The organism is Microbacterium hydrocarbonoxydans (assembly GCF_900105205.1).
Lineage (GTDB): Bacteria > Actinomycetota > Actinomycetes > Actinomycetales > Microbacteriaceae > Microbacterium > Microbacterium hydrocarbonoxydans.
In genome coordinates this window covers 2,740,814-2,758,646 of sequence record NZ_FNSQ01000005.1, presented here as the reverse complement: position 1 = coordinate 2,758,646, position 17,833 = coordinate 2,740,814, and the positions used below count along the sequence as shown (strand labels likewise).

The following is a 17,833-nucleotide window of genomic DNA, read 5'->3' as shown; positions in this document are numbered from 1 at the left end:
GAGCTGCGTCGCTCCGGGCACCGCGTCCTCGCGGTGTGCTTGCCTCATGCTCGGTCGCGCCGCACCGTCGGCTCAAGCGCTGCGGCCCCATCGCGCGCCGACAGTCAACCGGCGTGCCCTGCGGGGCAAGCCGGTGGTGCGCGGGTCAGTGCGCGGAGCGGTATTCGCTGGGGGAGATGCCGAAGGCGGACTTGAACGCCCGGCTGAAGTGCGCGGCGTCGACGAAGCCCCAGCGGGCCGCGACCGCGGCGACCGGACGGTCGGCCAGCATCGGATCGAGGAGGTCGCGTCGGCACTGCTCGAGGCGCCGCGTGCGGATCCAGGTCGACACCGTCACGCCCTGCTCCTGGAAGAGTCCGTGCAGATGGCGGGTCGAGATGAAATGCGCCGAGGCGATCGAGGCGGGGCCGAGGTCGGTCGACGCGAGGTTGCGGTCGATGTACGAGCGGATGCGCTGCACCAGCGCGCGATGCGGATCGGCGGAGACCTCGTCGAGGCCGAGCTCGCGGGTGAAGACCGTCGTGACCAGGTCGAGGGCGCTGTGCGCGAGTCGCGCCCCCGTGGTGCCGGCGAGCTGGTCGAGGTTGCCTGCCAACTGCGTGAGGTACGGGACGACCATGCCGCCGAGTCCGCCCTGGCCCGAGATCCGCACGGCGGTGAGCTGTCCGACCATGTCGGACGGGAGGCTGATCAGGTGCTTCGGGAACATCACGACCATGGTGCGGAAGTCGTCGTCGAAGACGAGCGAGTACGGACGGTCGGTGTCGTACACGGCCAGATCCCCGGGCTGGAGCACGGCTTCGCGGTCATCCTGGATCAGCAGACCGGTGCCAGCGAGCATCAGGCTGAGCTTGAAGAACGAGCGATCGCTGCGCGCGATCAGCTCCGGGGTGCGTTCGACGATGTGCGACGTCGCCCGCACCTCGTTCACATGCACCTCGTCGACCGAGGCGCCGCGGATCACGCCGCGGAAATGGTCGGGACCTGCCGTCGACACCTGCAAGGGCACGAAGGACTCCGACACGGCGGCGCGGAACTCGCTGATGTTGCGCGCGACGAGCGTGGATACCGATTCGGCAGGGGCAGCAGGTGCACCGTTCATGACTGATCACCTCGGGTGGTGGGAACGACGACGTTGTATACGATCCGTTCCGCGATGTTATCACCGCGCTGCCCGGAACGGTGCGGCTTCTATGATGTGCACGGAGGTCGGCCATGCGAGAGCTGCGAGAGAAGATCCTGAGGGTGCTGCGACAGCTGCGCGGACCCGAGACAGCCGATTCGGTCTTCGAAGCCACGGCACTCCTCGTCGGAGCCGCCTTTCTGCTGCTCGGCTTCCTCATCGGGCTGCCCTCCTTCTGGGGGCGGGAGATGGCGATCAGCGGTGCAGGATCGATCGGCGCCTTCGCGGCCTACGGTGGCGGCGGCACTGCAGTGCTCGCCTTCGTGATCGGACGGCTCGTGTCCCGGCCCGCCCACGTCGGGCCTGACGGCGTCCGCGACGGTTTCAGCGTTCCCGGGGATCGCCTGCGCTGGTACGACCTGGCGGCCATCGCCTTCGCCCATGCGGCGATCGCCTACCTGGGCTGGCTGGGGATCGCCGAGCTGCTGGAGCGCAGCTTCACCGATGCTCCCGTGTTCGCCTTCCCAGGCGCGGTCCTCGTGGCAGTGGCATTCGCTCTGACCGCGTACGTGACCTTCCTCAGTGCGATCGCCCTCAGCCCGCTGGTGCTGTCGCTCGTGCTGGCCGTGTTCCTCGTCGTCGGGGCCTTCGCAGCGATGCTCGCATCCAGCGACGTGCACTGGTGGCGCGACAACCTCTCGGCCCTCGGGATGAGCACGAACAGCGCCTCGGTCGCCTTCAACGTCACGCTGATCATCGCCGGCGTGCTCGTGACGACCATCGCCCGATACGCCACGGCCGGGCTGCCTGTCGATGACCCGGTCGATCGCCGCGGTCGATTCATCGTGCGCGGTGGACTGATCCTGTTGGGGATCTTTCTCGCCTGCGTCGGGCTCTTCCCGGTCGACGAGTTCTTCCTGCTCCACAACACCGTGGCCACCGGGATGACGGTCGTGTTCGGCGTCGTCGTGGTGGGCCTGCCGTGGTTCCTGCGCGCGATGCCCCGCGTGTTCGTCGCGTTCGGATGGGCGTACGTGCTGGTGATCGTCCTTCTGGCCGCGTTCTTCGCGGTGGGGTACTACAACCTGACGGCCGTCGAGCTGATCGTCGCCGTGCTGATCTTCAGCTGGATCATCGTGTTCCTGCGCACGGCGGGGTCCGTCGATCCCGCCCGTCGCCACGCATCGACAGGGCGCTGACGAGCGGCTGGCGGATCGTCACCGCAGCGGCGCTGTCGCGTCGGCCGTGCGTTGGAGAGCGTGGATCGAATGGGCATGACGGCGCTGAGCGACCCCCACGAACAGGCAATCCACCACGGCGAGCTGAGCGATCCTGCTGACCATCGCTCCGGCGCGCAGTCGGGGCTCGCGAGCGTGCGCGATCAGAACCTGATCGACGTCGGAGGCGAGGGTCGAGGAGCGCGCTCCGGTGATCCCGACCGTCGTCGCGGCCGCTGCCCGAGCGGTCTGGACGAAGTGCAGCGTCTCGCGGGTCGTTCCGGAGTGCGAGATCCCGATCGCCACGGTCTTCCTGGCGCCGAGTGAGGCGGCAGCGCTCGCCTCGTGCGCATCCGACAGCACGATGGCGGCATGCCCGATGCGCAGCAGCTTGCGCCCGAGATCGGCCGCCACCAGCCCGCTCGCGCCGATTCCGAAGAGGAGGATGCGGTCGGCGGAGTCGATCGCATCCACGGCGGCGGACAGTGCGTCGTAGTCGAGATTCGCGATCGTCTCCTCGATCGCCAGAAGCTCCAGGGACGCGACCTTGGCGGTGGCCTCGCGGAGGGTGTCTGCCGCGGAGATCTCGGCTCCGAAACCGGCGGATGCGGGGAACTGCGCGGACTCGCGGCCGAGCTCCGTCGCCAGCGCCATGCGAAGTGCCGCATAGCCCCCGACGCCGACCGCACGGCAGAAGCGGACCACGGAGGCGACCGACGTGGCGCAGGCGGCGGCGATCTCGGTGATCGTGCTGTCGACGACGATGGACGGGTCGTTCGTGATCGTGCGGGCGATGCGGGCGAGCGACGGCGGCAGCGTCTCGGCGGCAGAAGCGATCGTCGTCTGGATGCTCATGGCTCTCTCGCGTCGTGTCCGGATGGGGCGTCGGGTGTCACGTCGACCGGTGGTCTGGATAATTCTTTCACGCTCCAATCCGATTGCGTAGACTATTTCCATGCTTTCTGCACCGGCTCTTGTCGCCGTCGATCTCGGCAAGTCGCGCTGCCGTGCGGTGATCGCGGAGCTGGGTGGCGGGCCGGAGCACGGACTCCGCCGCGATCGCCGGCCGCTCTACGACGGCGTCGGTGCTCCCGGGCTGGCCGCAGCCGGGGGCGTGCAGGCCGCGCTCGATGCGATCCTCCCGCTGGTGGAGAACCTCACGGGCGGTGGCATCGGCGGCATCATGGTGGGCGCCGCGGGGGCGTGGGCGGCGCCGACCGCGGCATCCGAACTCGCCGAACGTCTCGCCGCGCTGCTGCGGGTGCCTGCGGCGGTGACCTCCGACGTCGTATCGGCGCACGCCGGAGCACTCGGCGGCATCGGCGGCGTGCTGCTCATCGCCGGCACGGGCGCCGCGGCCCTCGGCATCAGAGATGACTCGGCCGGCACCCGGCTCGTCGACGGATGGGGGCCGGAGGTCGGCGACTTCGGCAGCGGGTCGTGGCTCGGACGCGAGGCGCTGCGGGCGGTCCTGCGCGCCTCGGCGGGCCTGGGATCCGACACCGCACTCAGCGGGAAGGTCCGCGGCGTCGTGGGCGAGACCTCGGCGGTACCCGGCTGGCTCGCGCAGGACGGCTCGCTCCCACGTCGACTCGCGACTCTCGCGCCGATCGTGCTCGATGCGGCCGAGGCGGGCGACCCGGTCGCCGGCGAGATCGCTGCCGAGAGCATCCGGCTGCTCACCGCGTCCGCCGTCGCGGCGGCGCCTGATGCGGCCGCACCTGTACGCACACCTGATGCGCCCGTCCCTGATGCGCCCGCGGTCGCACTGCACGGCGGTCTGACGCAGCACGCCTGGTTCCGCTCTGGCCTGGAGAGCGCCCTGCGCGCCGCCGGACGCGCCGTGCTCATGCCCTCCGGCGATGCCCTCGACGGCGCTCTCCTGCTCGCCGAGCGCCGTGATCTTCCCCATGAAAGGTTCGTCCACCGTGCCGAATGAGAACGACAGACTGACCACGCTCCTCGATGTCCTCTCCACTCTGGGCACCGAGGCCTCGGCCACCGAGCGGGGCGACCTCGACCTGCTCGACACCGCGGAGCTGGTGCGCCGGATGAACGCCGAGGATCGCCTGGTGCCCGAGGCGGTCGCTGAGCGCAGCGCGGAGATCGCCGATGCGGTCGACGGCATCACCCCACGGCTGCGCGAGGGAGGCCGGCTGATCTACCTCGGCGCGGGCACGGCGGGCCGGATCGGTGTCCTGGATGCGAGCGAGTGCCCGCCGACGTTCGGCACCGACCCTTCGATGATCGTCGGTCTCATCGCCGGAGGCGAGACGGCGATCCGCTCCGCGGTCGAGAACGCCGAGGACGACGGGGATGCCGCCGCGGCGTCGCTGCGGGAGCTGGAGGTCGGCGAGGGTGACACGGTGGTCGGGATATCGGCGTCCGGGCGCACGCCCTACGTCGTCGGCGGACTCGAGTTCGCCCGCTCGGTCGGCGCCCTGACCGTGGCCATCGCCTCGAATACGGGGTCGGAGATCGGCCGGGTCGCGGACATCGCGATCGAGGTCGTCACGGGGCCGGAGTTCATCTCGGGGTCGACCAGGTTGAAGTCGGGGACAGCCCAGAAGCTGGTCGTCAACATGCTCACCACGCTGTCGATGATCAAGCTCGGCAAGACCCATCACGGGGTCATGGTCGACCTGCTCGCGACGAACGAGAAGCTGCGGGCCCGGTCGATCCGCACGGTGACCGAACTCACCGGGGCAGGCGTCGACGAGGCCGCGGCGACACTGGATGCCGCGGGCGGCTCGGTCAAGCTCGCGGTGCTGATGCTGTCGACGGGCGCGACGGCGGACGCCGCCGCCGTCGCGCTGCAGGATGCAGACGGCATCCTGCGCGTCGCGATCGCGAGCCTGTCGTGAGAGGCACGTTCGCCGCCTGCTTCCGCCACGGGATGCGGGATGACGCGGACGCGCCGACCATCGAGGCCGATCCGGACGTTCAGTGGTCGCAGCGGCACGACTCCCCGCCGCCGCAGCATCCGGCATCCGCGGAGACGTGCGCCTGAGAGGACTCGGGGACGTCCATCGCGGGGTTCTGGTCGAGGAAGCCGTACGGCTTGAACCAGAACCCGGCGTAGTCGACTGGCATGATCGGCCAGTCCTCCGGTCGCGGGATGTGAGTGAGGCCGAAGGTGTGCCACAGCACGATGTCCTCGCCGTCGAGCGATCGGTCTGCGGCGGAGTACTCCGGCAGGCCCGCACCGCCCTGATGCGCATTCGGATACCGGCCGGCCGGCCAGATCTGCCCCTGCTCGTGTCGGGTCGCCCACAGGTGCTTGGTCGCGAAGGCCGCGCGTGCGGCGACGGACGAGGCGGGGTCGGCCATGAGCAACGCGGTCGGCTCGGGGACCAGGTGGTACGCGGTCGGGCGTCCCACGCGGTTGGTGCGAGTGGTGCTCTGCACCTCCCAGGTGCGCGCCACGGATGAATCCGCGTCGCGCTGTGCGGAGTGCTCGGAGGCGAGCTGGGTCTCGGACCACGTGAAGGCATTGCCGAAGGGGTTCTCCGGTCCCATGGGGATGCGCTGCGCGTCGATCTCGAACAGGCGGTTCTGCTCGCCGTCGATCGCCACGTCGAGCCGCGCGCAGAACAGATGCTGGTGCACCGGGGCGAAGACGCCCGGCGCGAGCTCGGTGGCATGCTTCTGGCGCACGCCCGGCTCCCCGGCGCCGGCGAACACGATGCCGGTGGCCTTCGCGACGACCTCGATCGAGCCGTCGAGGTAGAAGTGCCAGTAGAAGCCGTAGTCGTAGTTGCCGATCGTCGAGAAGTACGAGATCACGAAGCGGCGGGAGCGGCGGACGTCCGAGCGTCCAGCGAGGTCGGTGTGCTTCCAGAGGATGCCGTAGTCCTCCTCGTGCATGCAGATCACGTTCGGGATGCGCACCGGGTGGCCGTGGTCGTCGGCCACGTAGCCGTCGAGGTAGCGGATGACGCCGAGGCAGTCGCATCCGAGCTCGAGGTGGTTGGCGTTCTTGCCGAGCAGGTACTCGCCGGCATCGAAGTAGCTGATCCAGAAGCGTCCAGGTGCCGTGTCGCCGTAGGGGACGACCATCTCGGGCACACTGGCCCTGCTCAGCACCGACCGGCCGTCGAAGGCGACGTCGTGCAGCACGAGTCCCTCTCTGGCGTTGAAGCCGACCCGCATCGACCAGTTCTCCCACTCGACGAGCGAGCCGGTGACGTCGAAGCTCGGACCCTGCGGCTGGGTGATCTCGATCGGCTTCAGCGACGTGCGTGCCGCGCCCTGTGACTCGGGGTAGTAGTTGCCGTGGCCGGCGGGGACGGGCACATCGCCCTCATCGTCGATGCGGATCACGCTGTTCGTCGTGAGGTCGATGTGCACGACGAGTCCCTCGACGGGGTGGGCCCAGGGCGAGTCGTCCTCGCTGTACTTGAGGAAGGTCAGCGAGCGGATGACGCGGCGCCCCACCTCGTCGGCCCGGCCGGTGTACCCGGGGGCGAGGGGGCCGCAGAAGGCGAGCGCCATGTGCTCCTCGAGACCGCGACGCCGCATGGCCGCCTGCCATTCGGGCGATGCCTTGGCGATCGCCTCGGCGCGCTCGTACTCCTCGAAGAGATACTGAGGCTGGCCGTAGGGCGGCGCGTCGGTGGGCACGCGCTCGGTGCGCAGGACCTCCGCGCGCGTGATCGAGACGACGACCTCGCTCGCCACACCCGTCGTGATGTCGAGCAGCGTGGCATCGACCCGGCGGTCGATCGGGGAGCCGGGGGTCCAGGCCGCGAGCTCCTGCTTGGTCGGCTCGTCAGGCAGCAGCATCGGCACGCGGACGGTCTCGCCGAGGAGCCCTGCCGCCTCGAGCACGGCACGGGCCGCGGCGATCTCGGCGCCGGTGAGGGGGTCGAGCGGATGCGGGGTGGCGATCCGATCGATCGTGACGGGCTGGGGGTGGGACATCGTCGTACCTCACTTTTTCGAGCGATCGCTCAATAAACGGATGGGTCGATGGTACGACGGCAGTACGAAGCGCGCAAGAGCACGTCCGGATGCGGTGTCGGCGTCGAGAGAGGGTCAGATGCGCCAGGGCGCGAGGATGCTGTCGAGCACCGCGAGGTGCGCGTCGGCATCCTGGGGCTCGGTGACCTCGACGACCTGCTGGCCGTAGGTGATCGAACGCAGCAGGGCCATCACGGCGGCGGTGGGCGTCGCCGGTGCCAGCTCGCCGTCGTCGATCGCCTGAGCGAGGGCTGCGCGGATGCTGTCCTGCCACGTCGCGAGCGTCGGCGCCCCGGCATCCGCTGTCGGGGCGAGGGTGGCGAGCCGCCCCCAGAAGCCGACCACCACGTGGGCCTCCGTGCGGGTGCGCTCGTCGACCGGAAGCACCTCGCGCATGAGGGCGTCGAGCAGGGCGAGGCCCCGGAGTCCTGCGGTCGCCTCGGCGATCCGCTGGTCGGTGCGACGGGTGACCTCGGCGGCCGCGGCGCGGATCACGTCATCGAAGCCGTCGAAGTAGTGCCAGAGTGATCCGGTCGCGACGCCCAGCTCCTTGGCGACGGCGCGGGACGACACGTTCTCATGCCCATCGCGAGCGGCGACGACGAGCAGCGCCTCGGCGATCTGCCGGCGGCGCTCATCGTGATCGACGACACGGGGCACGGGTCCATCCTGACGTATTCACATGGCTCTGGCTATTTTGAGCGGTTGATCAATATAATCCGAGGGTGGATCAGGTCCTCCCCGCAGCATCGTGGCTGATGGCGCTCGCCGCCGTCGTGTCAGCGGCGGCCTGCCTGGCCGCGTGGCGCGACGTGCCCTGGCAGGGGCGGCAGTCGGCGCTCGTCATGGCAGGGGCCATGGTCGCCCTCGCGGTCGTCGAGCGCGGCGCCGTCACCGCGCTGGCGCTCGGTCTCGTGCTCCTGCTATCGGCGATGCTGGGCACGGTCGGGGTGCGCGGCACTCCCGCGGCAGCCGCCTGCTGTCATCGAGCGCTCGCGTCGCTGGTCATGGCGATCTGCGCATTCGAGGGCGCCACGTCGGGCGGTGGGACAGCTGCGGGGACAGCTGCGAGGTCGGCTGCGGCGTCGGCTGCGGGGTCGGCTGCGCACGGTGGGCACGGCTCCCACGGCTTCTCGGGCGTCCTGTCCGTGCTGGCGATCATCGGTGTGGTCACCGTCGTCCTGTGGACGATCGTCTCCGAGTGGGATCTCGCCCCCGCGCATCGGCGGAGGGCCGCCCGAGTGCTCAGGGTCGAGTCCTGGGCGATGGCGGCTGGGGTCGGCGTGATGTGCCTGGGATGGTGACGCGCTGCTCGGGTAGCGTGGCGGCATGCCCCTCGCACTGATCACCGGCGCCGCGCGCGCCGACAGCATCGCGGCAGGAATCGTCCCACGGCTCCGGGCCGCGGGATGGACAGTCGTCACGAGCGATCTCGCCGACGCCGACATCCATGCCGACCTGTCGACGCACGACGGCCCGGACGCGCTCGTCGCCGAGACCAACCGCCGCCACGGCACGATCTCCGCGCTGATCCTCAGTCATGCGCATGACGTCGAGTCGGGCGTCCTCGACACCACCGCGGCCAGCTTCGACCGACACGTGGCCGTGAACGCGCGAGCGAGCCTGCTGCTGATCGCGGCCTTCGCCCGGCAGGCCGGGCCTGACGGCGGCGCGGTCGTCGCGCTCACGAGCGACCACGTCACCGGCAACCTCCCCTACGGCGCTTCGAAGGGCGCCCTGGATCGGATCGTCATCTCGGCGGCGCGTGAACTCGGTCCACGTCGGATCTCCGCGAACGTGCTCAACCCGGGTCCGATCGACACCGGATGGATGGACGACGAGACCCGACAGGCGCTCGCCGCCGCGACACCGCTCGGCCGACTCGGCACGCCCGCCGACGTCGCGGCCGCGGTCGAGTTCCTGGTCTCGGACGAAGGACGTTGGATCTCCGGACAGCTGCTCAAGACCGACGGGGCGTTCTCCGCGCAGTTCTAAGGGATGCGCAGTGCTGAGGGGATGCGCAGTTTTGAGGCGGAGCGCAGTTCTGAGGGGAGCGCAGTCCTGGGGGAGCGCAGCCTCAGTGCGCCCCGCCGAATTCGATCAGAGCGACGCCGAGGGCGATGAGCGCGACGCCGATGGCCATCAGCACGGAGAAGTGGTCCTTGAAGATCACGCGTCCGAGTACCGCGGTGATCGCCACACCGGCTGCGGCCCACACTCCGTAGGCGACGCCCACCGGCATCCCCAGGGCGAGGATGGTGCCGAGCAGTGTGAAGGCGGCGAGGTACCCGATCACGATGACGGGGATCCAGCGTCGGCGGCGCAGTCCTTCCGAGGCCCGCAGGCTCAGGGTCGCGGTGACCTCGCTCGCGATCGCCAGGGCGAGCAGCACCCAGGTCATGCCGCGGCCTCGGGGGAGCGTTCGCGGGGATGCGACCCGAGCTCGACCAGCAGGACGCCCACCACGATCGCCCCGATGCCGATGATCTGGACGGTGCCGAGGAACTCGCCGAAGAGCACCGTCCCCATCACGGCGGTGAGCACGACGCCGATGGCCGACCAGATTCCGTAGGCGACGCCCACCGGCATCCCGCGATCGAGCACGACGGACAGGAGCCACAGCGAGCCGGAGTAGCCGACCACCACTGGGATCAGCCAGAAGGGGTGGGCGAACCCCTCGGCGGCTCGCAGCGACAGCGTCGCCGTGACCTCCAGCGCGATCGCGATCAGCAGCGGAGGCCAGGCGGATCGGACGGTCGTCTCTGTCATCGGTTCCCTTTCGGTGGAGCCTGCGTCGGAGGGCAACGCATCCGGTCTTCGGACTGTTCCATCACGGCCCGATGAGTCGACGGAGGACGTCGGGATGCCGATTTCCGACCTCCCGCGGCGGACGCGTACCCTGGAGGCATCCCCCGAAGCTCACCCGGCAATCTCGCGCGCCGGCGACCTCGGCGCGCTCACACATGCAAGGACGCAGATGAACGTAACCGCCGCACCCCACGACGACTGGACGGCGAGAGAAGAGCTGGCAGAGCGGATGATCCCGCTCATCGGCGCGCTCAAGCGCGAACGTGACGTGGTCACCTCGCTCCATGGCCACCGGCTCCTGGGGCTCTCCGCGACCGGCATCGTCGAACTCCACGACAGGGTCGCGCAGCTCGGACACGGACAGCTCGCCGTCGACGAGACGCTCGCGGTCCTCGAAGCCGTGCACGCGCTCGCCCCCGGTGCGTCCTCGCTCGACCTCGCCCGTCTCGTCGAGGGGCACGCCGACAGCGACGAGCCGCTCGACGCCTACCTCGCCGACGTGCTCGCTCCGGCGGTCGGGGCGGTCGCGGCGACCCCCACCGACGTCGTCCTGTACGGGTTCGGGCGCATCGGGCGTCTGCTCGCTCGCATCCTGATCGCGCACAACGGGGGCGGCAGCGGTCTGCGTCTGCGTGCCATCGTCGTGCGGCGCGGGTCGGACAACGACCTCGTCAAGCGCGCCTCTCTCCTGCTGCGCGACTCGGTGCACGGGCGTTTCGCCGGCTCCGTCACGGTCGATGAGGAGGCGGAGCAGATCATCGCCAACGGCACCCGGATCCAGGTGATCTACTCCGACGACCCCTCCACCATCGACTACACCGCGTACGGGATCGCGGACGCGATCGTCGTCGACAACACCGGCCGCTGGCGCGACGAGGCGGGTCTCCGTCGTCACCTCGAAGCCACCGGCGTCGCCAGGGTGCTGCTCACGGCGCCGGGCAAGGGCGCGCTGAAGAACATCGTGCACGGCATCAACGACCGTGCGATCACGCCCGAGGACCGCATCATCACGGCCGCCTCGTGCACCACCAATGCGATCACGCCGGTCCTGAAGGCGGTGGACGAGGCCTACGGGATCGTGCGCGGCCACGTCGAGACCGTCCACTCGTTCACGAACGATCAGAACCTGATCGACAACTTCCACAGCGGCGACCGGCGAGGGCGCTCGGCGGTGCTGAACATGGTGATCACCGAGACCGGCGCCGCGAAGGCCGTCGCCAGGGCGCTTCCGGAGCTCGAGGGCAAGCTGACGGGATCCGCGATCCGGGTGCCCACGCCCGACGTGTCGCTGGCCGTGCTGCACCTGAGCCTCGAGCGCCCCGCGGTGCGGGACGAGCTGAACGACTACCTGCGCCGCGTCTCGCTGCACTCCAAACTCCGTCAGCAGATCGACTACGTCGAGAGTCCGGAGGTCGTGTCGACGGACTTCGTCGGATCCCACCGTGCCGGGATCGTCGACGGCCTCGCGACCATCGCGAACGACCGTGATGTCGTGCTCTACGTCTGGTACGACAACGAGTACGGCTACTCCTGCCAGGTCATCCGCGTGCTCGAGGTCATGGCGGGCTCGCATCCGGTCGTGCTGCCCGAGCGTCGTGAGGTGACGCTGCACGCCTGAGGGGGCGGCGCGACCGTCCGGCGGTCGGAGAACGCAGACGAACAGCGTGCGGGGCGGCGTGTCCTGGCCCGACGCGCCTGCGCGTCCGCTGGTCCGTCCGGATCGTCCGGCGCGTGTCGGTCGTACCCGGCATGATGAGGGCATGAAGACCGAGACCCTGCTGTCGGAGCGTCTGCGTTCGCACCGGCTCAGCGCTCCCGCACGCTCGGTGACGGAGGCGGCGGCCCACATGCTCGCGGTGCAGAGCCAGGACTTCACCGCGGGTAGGTGGGCGCTGGCCGCCCGGACTCGGGGCGAGCCGACCATGCAGGTCGTCGACCGCGCCTTCGGGCGAGGCGAGCTGGTGCGGTCGTGGACCATGCGCGGAACACTGCACGTCATCCCCGCGCGAGACCTGCGCTGGGTGATGTCGGTCACGGCAGAGCGCCAACGGCAGCAGGCGGCTGGCAGACGCCGCGACCTGGGCATCGACGCGCCTATGGTCGCCGCTGCGGTGCGCGCGGTGGAGCCCCGGCTGCGCGACGGTGGGCTGACCCGCGCCGAGCTGTTCGACGTGTTCGCCGGGATCGGCATCGAGCCCGGCGGTCAGCGCGGCATCCATCTGCTGAGCGAGCTCACGCTCGACGGTCTGATCTGTCAGGGGCCGGTGGTGGCGAAGCAGGGGATCGCACGCGAGCAGCGCTTCGTCCTCGTCGAGCAGCACATCCGCGAGCACGCCGAGCCGAGTGATCCGCTGGCCGAGCTCTTCGTCCGCTATATCGACGGTCACGGGCCGGCGGGGGTCGCGGACTTCGCCTGGTGGTCCGGCCTCACGCTCGGGCAGTCCCGCGAGGCGAGAGATCGCGCCATCGACAGGGTCGTCGAGGTCGATGAGGGGATGTTCGTCGCGGCATCGCGTCCCCGGCGGTCGACGAGGTCGCCCTCGGTGCTCGCGCTGGGCGCCTTCGACGAGTACTACATCTCCTACGCCGATCGCACGACGGTCTGCGCGCCAGAGCATCTCGCGCTCGTCGGCCCGGGCAAGAACGGCATGGTGCGCGCGACGATCGTCGCACACGGCCGGGTGATCGGATGCTGGACGCACGCGAGCGCCTCGCTCGGCGCCCCGGCGGAGTTGTTCGAGCAGGCTGCCGATGACGACGCGGTGCGCGCAGCACTGGCCCGGTTCGGGGGCTTCATCGGAGCGTGAGGCCCGCAGGCCGACTCACTCGCTGGCGTGACGTCCGAGGAAGTTGTAGACCTCGTTGTCGTCGACGCCCGGGAACGCGCCGCGGGGGAGCGGCGAGAACATGTGCGTGTGCACACGGGCGCTCGGCCAGGCCTTGCCGTTCCAGCGCTCGGTGAGGTCTGCGGACGGCCGGCGGCAGCACGCCTCGTCGGGGCAGGTCGACACGGCCCGGTCTGCCGTCTCGCGTCCGCGCCACCAGCGTGCGTCGTCGAACGGGACGCCCACCGTGATCGAGAACTCGCCGTCGGTGGATGCGCCGGTCTGCGTCGAGCACCAGAAGGTTCCGGACGGGGTGTCGGTGTATTGGTGGTGCTCATTGGTGCGGTTCTGCTGCGTGAAGGCGGCTCGCGCCTGGAACTTGCGGCAGACCCGCTGCCCCTCCACGGCTCCAGTGACATCCATCGGCAGCGGCAGGTCGTCGTTCTCGTAGACCCGTGTGATCGCCCCGGTGGCATCAACCCGGAGGAAGTGCAGCGACATCCCGAGGTGCTGCGTGAGCAGGTTCGTCATGCGCATCCCCGCGGCCTCGTGCGTCACGCCGAACGCGTCGCGGAAGTCCTCGACGGCGAGGTTGCGATCCTTCTTCGCCTGCTGCAGGAAGGCGACCGACGCCGTCTCGGGCATCAGGCATGACGCGGCGAAGTAGTTGATCTCCAGTCGCTGCTGAAGGAAGTCGGCGTAGTCGGTCGGCGGGGTGTGTCCGAGCAGCCGGTGCGCCATCGCCTGCAGGGCCATCGACCGCAGGCCGTGCCCGCCGGGGATGGACGCGGGAGGCAGGTAGATACGGCCGTTCTCGAGGTCGGTGACCGAGCGCGTGGAGTGCGGCAGGTCGTTGACGTAGATCAGCTCGAAACCGAGTTTCTCGGCCATGATGCTCACGGTGCGGTGGGTCAGCGCGCCCTGCACGTGCCCGGCCGAGCGGAGCTGCTTCTCGGCGAGCTTCTCGATGTCTCCGAGGTAGTTGTGCTGCGCGCGCATCCGCAGGCGCAGTTCGGTGTTCGCCCGTCTGGCTTCCTCGGGCGTGGCGATCGCCTCGCGCTCGCGACGCTGGAGCTCGCGGTGCAGGCCGAGCAGTGACTCGATCGTCTCGTCACTCATGCTCTTCGTGACCCGCACGGGGGCGATCCCGAGCTGGCGGAACACGGGGCTCTGCTGCGCGCGTTCCAGTTCGATCTCGAGAGCGGCACGCCGGTTCGGCGGCTCGCCGGAGATGAGGTCGGTCACCTCCGTGCCGGTGGCGTGGGCGATCGCCTGCAGCAGCGACAGTTTCGGCTCGCGCTTGCCGTTCTCGATCAAGCTCAGCTGCGACCCTGCCACGCCGACGAGCGCGCCGAGCTCGTCGAGGGTGAAGCCCTTCTCGAGGCGGTGGTGCCTGATCCGGTGCCCGAGGGTGGCGAGGTGGATGCCTGAGGTGACCATTCCTTGATCCTAGCGAAAGAACTCCAATTCTTATCGACCAGAATGACGGAAAGTGCGTCCACAACCGGAAGAAGATGGAGGTAACGCCCCCCACTTCAAAGGAGCAGCCATGGCGATCGCCGAAGTCTTCACCCCCCGAGCAGCATCCGTCGCATCCGTGCGCACGTTCGGGACGGCTCCGACGTATGACACCCCCGCCATGGCGGAGCTGGCAGCGTGGGTCGAGGAGATCGCCGCTCTCACGCAGCCCGCGTCGATCCACTGGGTCGACGGCTCGCGCGCCGAGAACGACTGGCTGCTGCGCGGCCTCGTCGACGAGGGCAAGCTCATCAAGCTGAACCCCGAGTGGCGTCCCGGGTCGTACCTCGCCCGCTCGCACCCCAGCGACGTCGCCCGCACCGAGGGGCGCACGTACATCTCGTCCGAGAACGAAGAGGATGCGGGCCCGACCAACAACTGGGCTCCGCCCTCCGAGATGCTCGCGAAGATGACCGAGATCTTCGAGGGCTCTATGCGCGGACGCACGATGTTCGTCGTGCCGTTCTCGATGGGCCCGGTCGGCGGCCCCCTCTCGCACATCGGCGTCCAGGTCACCGACAGTGCCTACGCGGTGGCATCCATCGGCATCATGACCAGGGTCGGCGATGCGGTCACCCGCCAGATCGCCGACGGTGCACCGTGGGTCAAGACCGTCCATTCGGTCGGTGCGCCCCTGGCCGCGGGCGAGCCCGACGTCGAGTGGCCGTGCAACGACGACAAATACATCGTCCACTTCCCCGAGACGCTCGAGGTGTACTCGTACGGCTCCGGATACGGCGGGAATGCGATCCTCGCCAAGAAGTGCTTCGCGCTGCGCATCGCCTCCGTCATCGCCCGCGACGAGGGCTGGCTCGCCGAGCACATGCTCCTGATCCGTGTGATCGACCCCGCAGGCAAGGCCTACCACGTGGCCGCAGCCTTCCCGTCGGCGTGCGGCAAGACGAACCTCGCCATGCTGCGGCCCACGATCCCTGGCTGGCGCGTCGAGACGCTCGGTGACGACATCGCGTGGATCCGTCCCGGCGAGGACGGCCGCCTCTGGGCGATCAACCCCGAGGCCGGCTTCTTCGGCGTCGCGCCCGGCACCGGCGAGTCGACGAACGTGACGGCCGTCGAGACCCTCTGGGGCAACACCATCTTCACCAACGTGGCACTGCGCCCGGACGGCGACGTGTGGTGGGAGGGGTTGACCGATCAGGCGCCCGCTCGCCTCACCGACTGGGAGGGCAACGACTGGACGCCGGATTCGGATCGGCCGGCCGCGCACCCCAACTCCCGCTTCACCGTGTCGGCCGCCCAGTGCCCGCAGATCGCCGAGGACTGGGAGGAGGCGGTGCCGCTCGACGTCATCCTCTTCGGCGGTCGTCGTGCGACCAACGTCCCGCTCGTCGTCGAGGCGACCGACTGGACGCACGGCGTCTTCCTCGGCTCGAACATCTCGTCCGAGCGCACGGCTGCGGCCGAGGGCACCGTCGGCGAGCTGCGTCGCGACCCGTTCGCGATGCTCCCGTTCTGCGGCTACAACATGGCGGACTACTTCGGACACTGGCTCAAGGTCGGTCGCACCCTGCGGTTCGACCGTGCTCCGCGCATCTTCCAGGTGAACTGGTTCCGCCGCGGCGCCGACGGCCGGTTCCTGTGGCCCGGGTTCGGTGACAACTCCCGCGTCGTCGACTGGATCATCCGCCGCATCTCCGGCGAGGTGTCCACCGTCGAGAGTCCCATCGGGCGCCTGCCGCACGTGGCCGACCTCAACCTCGACGGCATCGATGTGCCCGAGGCCGACCTCGAGGAGCTGTTCTCGGTCGACGCTGAGGCCTGGAAGACCGAGGCCGACCTCACCGAGGAGTTCTACGACACCTTCGGCGACAAGGTTCCGGCGGCGCTGCGAGCGGAGCTCGCCTCCCTGCGCTACCGGCTCGACAATGCCTGAGAAAGACAAGGCCTGACGCTGATCAGGCCTGACAGACCGGGCGCCGGTTCGGGGGAGCCGGCGCTCCAGGGCCCCTGGCCCACAGACCCGCGAGGGCGGGACGACGAAGACGTACCCATGGCTGAGTGGTCTCCGGCATCCCGCCCTCGCGTACTCCCTCGCGCACGTGCGGCGATCCTGCTCCGCATCGTCCCGTGCGGTCCCTCGCGCCTCGTCGCCGGTCTTCCGGCGGGACGATATGGTCGAAGGATCCGCGGGTCCGCGGTGGTGTCCGGGGGGATGTGCAGATGCGGCGTGGTCTGATCGGCGGGGGCGTGCTCGCCCTCCTGTGGTTCGTCTGCGGCTGGCTGCCGCACCTGCTGTACTCGCTCGGCGGGAGCATGGCGACGCTCTCCCAGCTCATTCCCTCGCCCATGATGCGCGGTGTCTTCGGGAGCCCGGTGCTGTGGGCCGCGATCGTGCAGGTGCTGATGGCGGTCGTGCTCGTCGGCGGATTCGCCACGCTCGCCACCTGGTTCGCGGCGGGCTCCGCCACAGGACTCGGCACCCGGCGAGCCGTCTTCGCGGCCGGTTGGCTCGCCGCGATCCTGACCGCGTTCGCGGTCGGCGCCGTCCTCGATCTCGGCGACTTCTTCTCCTGGGTCGGTACGTTCGGCGTCCGCGGTGCGATCGGCACCATGGGAGCCACCCCGCTCACCGCGTGGTGGGCGGTGCTCCTGGGGTGGATCCCGGCGCTCGTGCTCGTACTCGTCCCGCGGTCGTCGGGTGCGGATGGAGATGCGGATGCGGATGCGGCTGCGGGTGCGGTGCCTCCTCGCCCTCCTGTAGGCAGGGCTAACTACGCCGTCGCGGTCGTCGCGGCCGTCGCGCTCATCGCCCTCCCGTTCGCCGCGCTCGCCGGCGACTCGGCGACCCAGGCTCAGCTGCGCGACGAGCAGGCGACAGCGCAGCAGCAGGCAGACCCGGACGGGGCCGCGGCGCCGGACCCGTCGGCGTCCGGCGACCCTGTGCCCACCGCCGCGCCCTCCGAGGGGGACGCCATCGAGGGTGCGTGCACGTCCGCGAACACGACGATCCTGGCGCCGGCGCCCGATGGCGCCACTGGGCACCGCGGACAGGCACTGTCGCTCGTGAACGTGTCGGAAGAGGCCTGCGTCGTCGAAGGCTATCCGGACGTCGCCTACGGAGACCAGAACGGGCATCTGCTCGACGTGGCCGTCGAGCCAGGCCGCTCGTTCATGGCGGAGGACCCTGGCCCCTCGTCGATCACCCTGCAACCGGGGGAGGCCGCCTCGGCGGTCATCGGCTGGGACGCGAACTCGGTGCACGGGCAGCTCGCGGCGCGCAGTCTCTGGATCGCTGTGCGGCCCGGCGAGGAGCGGCTCTCCTGGGATGTATCGCTGGACATCATCTCCGGCTCGACCGTGCACGTGACGGCGTGGCACCCCGAGGTGCTGCCCGCAGGCTGACCGCGCGACCGGATGGT

At 69.9% G+C, this 17,833-nt stretch carries 16 protein-coding genes; 9 read left to right on the top strand and 7 right to left on the bottom strand.

What is annotated here, in order from left to right:
- Nucleotides 1-145: 145 nt before the first annotated feature.
- Nucleotides 146-1,102 carry an AraC-like ligand-binding domain-containing protein gene (locus tag BLW44_RS13630; RefSeq protein ID WP_060928655.1) on the bottom strand — a complete coding sequence of 319 codons (957 nt, stop codon included), beginning with the start codon at nt 1,100-1,102 and terminating at the stop codon, nt 146-148.
- Nucleotides 1,103-1,215: 113 nt separating this feature from the next.
- Between BLW44_RS13630 and BLW44_RS13625 the strand changes: the two genes are divergently transcribed.
- Nucleotides 1,216-2,322: a DUF998 domain-containing protein gene (locus tag BLW44_RS13625; protein ID WP_060928656.1), complete on the top strand. Its 1,107-nt coding sequence runs from the start codon at nt 1,216-1,218 to the stop codon at nt 2,320-2,322.
- 18 nt (nt 2,323-2,340) lie between these two features.
- On the opposite strand, the gene BLW44_RS13620 is transcribed toward BLW44_RS13625, so the two are convergent.
- Nucleotides 2,341-3,195, bottom strand: coding sequence for a MurR/RpiR family transcriptional regulator (locus tag BLW44_RS13620; protein ID WP_060928657.1), 855 nt, complete (start codon nt 3,193-3,195; stop codon nt 2,341-2,343).
- A gap of 100 nt (nt 3,196-3,295) precedes the next feature.
- On the opposite strand from BLW44_RS13620, the gene BLW44_RS13615 reads away from it, so the two are divergent.
- Both BLW44_RS13615 and murQ read left to right on the top strand, forming a co-directional pair.
- Nucleotides 3,296-4,279: an N-acetylglucosamine kinase gene (locus BLW44_RS13615; RefSeq protein ID WP_074731836.1), complete on the top strand. Its 984-nt coding sequence runs from the start codon at nt 3,296-3,298 to the stop codon at nt 4,277-4,279.
- Nucleotides 4,269-5,204: an N-acetylmuramic acid 6-phosphate etherase gene (gene murQ, locus BLW44_RS13610; RefSeq protein ID WP_060927310.1), complete on the top strand. Its 936-nt coding sequence runs from the start codon at nt 4,269-4,271 to the stop codon at nt 5,202-5,204. Before BLW44_RS13615 ends, murQ begins: the two co-directional genes overlap by 11 nt.
- Nucleotides 5,205-5,283: 79 nt before the next feature.
- Here murQ and BLW44_RS13605 read toward each other — a convergent pair whose 3' ends face one another.
- Together BLW44_RS13605 and BLW44_RS13600 are read right to left on the bottom strand one after the other, a co-directional pair.
- Nucleotides 5,284-7,263, bottom strand: a complete 1,980-nt coding sequence (locus BLW44_RS13605) for a primary-amine oxidase (RefSeq protein ID WP_060927311.1) — start codon at nt 7,261-7,263, stop codon at nt 5,284-5,286.
- A gap of 114 nt (nt 7,264-7,377) precedes the next feature.
- Nucleotides 7,378-7,962, bottom strand: coding sequence for a TetR/AcrR family transcriptional regulator (locus tag BLW44_RS13600; RefSeq protein WP_060927312.1), 585 nt, complete (start codon nt 7,960-7,962; stop codon nt 7,378-7,380).
- A gap of 65 nt (nt 7,963-8,027) precedes the next feature.
- Here BLW44_RS13600 and BLW44_RS13595 point away from each other — a divergent pair, with 65 nt between their 5' ends.
- Nucleotides 8,028-8,606 (top strand): hypothetical protein, encoded by a 579-nt coding sequence (locus tag BLW44_RS13595; protein ID WP_060927313.1) that lies wholly within the window; start codon nt 8,028-8,030, stop codon nt 8,604-8,606.
- A gap of 25 nt (nt 8,607-8,631) precedes the next feature.
- Nucleotides 8,632-9,297, top strand: coding sequence for an SDR family oxidoreductase (locus BLW44_RS13590; protein WP_060927314.1), 666 nt, complete (start codon nt 8,632-8,634; stop codon nt 9,295-9,297).
- Nucleotides 9,298-9,379: 82 nt separating this feature from the next.
- On the opposite strand, the gene BLW44_RS13585 is transcribed toward BLW44_RS13590, so the two are convergent.
- Together BLW44_RS13585 and BLW44_RS13580 are read right to left on the bottom strand one after the other, a co-directional pair.
- Nucleotides 9,380-9,703, bottom strand: a complete 324-nt coding sequence (locus BLW44_RS13585; RefSeq protein ID WP_060927315.1) for a DMT family transporter — start codon at nt 9,701-9,703, stop codon at nt 9,380-9,382.
- A complete protein-coding gene (locus tag BLW44_RS13580; RefSeq protein WP_060927316.1) occupies nt 9,700-10,071 on the bottom strand; it encodes a DMT family transporter in 372 nt (123 codons plus the stop codon). Before BLW44_RS13580 ends, BLW44_RS13585 begins: the two co-directional genes overlap by 4 nt.
- A 208-nt stretch (nt 10,072-10,279) precedes the next feature.
- Here BLW44_RS13580 and BLW44_RS13575 point away from each other — a divergent pair, with 208 nt between their 5' ends.
- Together BLW44_RS13575 and BLW44_RS13570 are read left to right on the top strand one after the other, a co-directional pair.
- Nucleotides 10,280-11,728, top strand: a complete 1,449-nt coding sequence (locus BLW44_RS13575; protein WP_060927317.1) for a glyceraldehyde-3-phosphate dehydrogenase — start codon at nt 10,280-10,282, stop codon at nt 11,726-11,728.
- A 142-nt stretch (nt 11,729-11,870) separates the two neighbouring features.
- Nucleotides 11,871-12,917 (top strand): winged helix DNA-binding domain-containing protein, encoded by a 1,047-nt coding sequence (locus BLW44_RS13570; RefSeq protein ID WP_060927318.1) that lies wholly within the window; start codon nt 11,871-11,873, stop codon nt 12,915-12,917.
- A 15-nt stretch (nt 12,918-12,932) separates the two neighbouring features.
- Here the strand turns inward: BLW44_RS13570 and BLW44_RS13565 are convergent, their stop codons facing one another.
- Entirely contained in the window at nt 12,933-14,375 is a 1,443-nt protein-coding gene (locus tag BLW44_RS13565; RefSeq protein ID WP_060927319.1) for an XRE family transcriptional regulator, read from the bottom strand.
- A gap of 109 nt (nt 14,376-14,484) precedes the next feature.
- Here BLW44_RS13565 and BLW44_RS13560 point away from each other — a divergent pair, with 109 nt between their 5' ends.
- Both BLW44_RS13560 and BLW44_RS13555 read left to right on the top strand, forming a co-directional pair.
- Nucleotides 14,485-16,347 (top strand): phosphoenolpyruvate carboxykinase (GTP), encoded by a 1,863-nt coding sequence (locus BLW44_RS13560; RefSeq protein WP_060927320.1) that lies wholly within the window; start codon nt 14,485-14,487, stop codon nt 16,345-16,347.
- A gap of 287 nt (nt 16,348-16,634) precedes the next feature.
- Entirely contained in the window at nt 16,635-17,816 is a 1,182-nt protein-coding gene (locus BLW44_RS13555; RefSeq protein ID WP_139305286.1) for a DUF4232 domain-containing protein, read from the top strand.
- The last annotated feature ends 17 nt before the right edge of the window (nt 17,817-17,833 follow it).

Coding starts and splice junctions, on each gene's coding strand:
- BLW44_RS13605 (WP_060927311.1), bottom strand. CDS start 7,263: ATGTCCCACCCCCAGCCCGTCACGATCGATCGGATCGCCACCCCGCAT.
- BLW44_RS13560 (WP_060927320.1), top strand. CDS start 14,485: ATGGCGATCGCCGAAGTCTTCACCCCCCGAGCAGCATCCGTCGCATCC.
- BLW44_RS13580 (WP_060927316.1), bottom strand. CDS start 10,071: ATGACAGAGACGACCGTCCGATCCGCCTGGCCTCCGCTGCTGATCGCG.
- BLW44_RS13555 (WP_139305286.1), top strand. CDS start 16,635: ATGCGGCGTGGTCTGATCGGCGGGGGCGTGCTCGCCCTCCTGTGGTTC.
- BLW44_RS13620 (WP_060928657.1), bottom strand. CDS start 3,195: ATGAGCATCCAGACGACGATCGCTTCTGCCGCCGAGACGCTGCCGCCG.
- BLW44_RS13625 (WP_060928656.1), top strand. CDS start 1,216: ATGCGAGAGCTGCGAGAGAAGATCCTGAGGGTGCTGCGACAGCTGCGC.
- BLW44_RS13585 (WP_060927315.1), bottom strand. CDS start 9,703: ATGACCTGGGTGCTGCTCGCCCTGGCGATCGCGAGCGAGGTCACCGCG.
- BLW44_RS13590 (WP_060927314.1), top strand. CDS start 8,632: ATGCCCCTCGCACTGATCACCGGCGCCGCGCGCGCCGACAGCATCGCG.
- BLW44_RS13615 (WP_074731836.1), top strand. CDS start 3,296: ATGCTTTCTGCACCGGCTCTTGTCGCCGTCGATCTCGGCAAGTCGCGC.
- BLW44_RS13575 (WP_060927317.1), top strand. CDS start 10,280: ATGAACGTAACCGCCGCACCCCACGACGACTGGACGGCGAGAGAAGAG.
- BLW44_RS13630 (WP_060928655.1), bottom strand. CDS start 1,102: ATGAACGGTGCACCTGCTGCCCCTGCCGAATCGGTATCCACGCTCGTC.
- BLW44_RS13565 (WP_060927319.1), bottom strand. CDS start 14,375: ATGGTCACCTCAGGCATCCACCTCGCCACCCTCGGGCACCGGATCAGG.
- BLW44_RS13570 (WP_060927318.1), top strand. CDS start 11,871: ATGAAGACCGAGACCCTGCTGTCGGAGCGTCTGCGTTCGCACCGGCTC.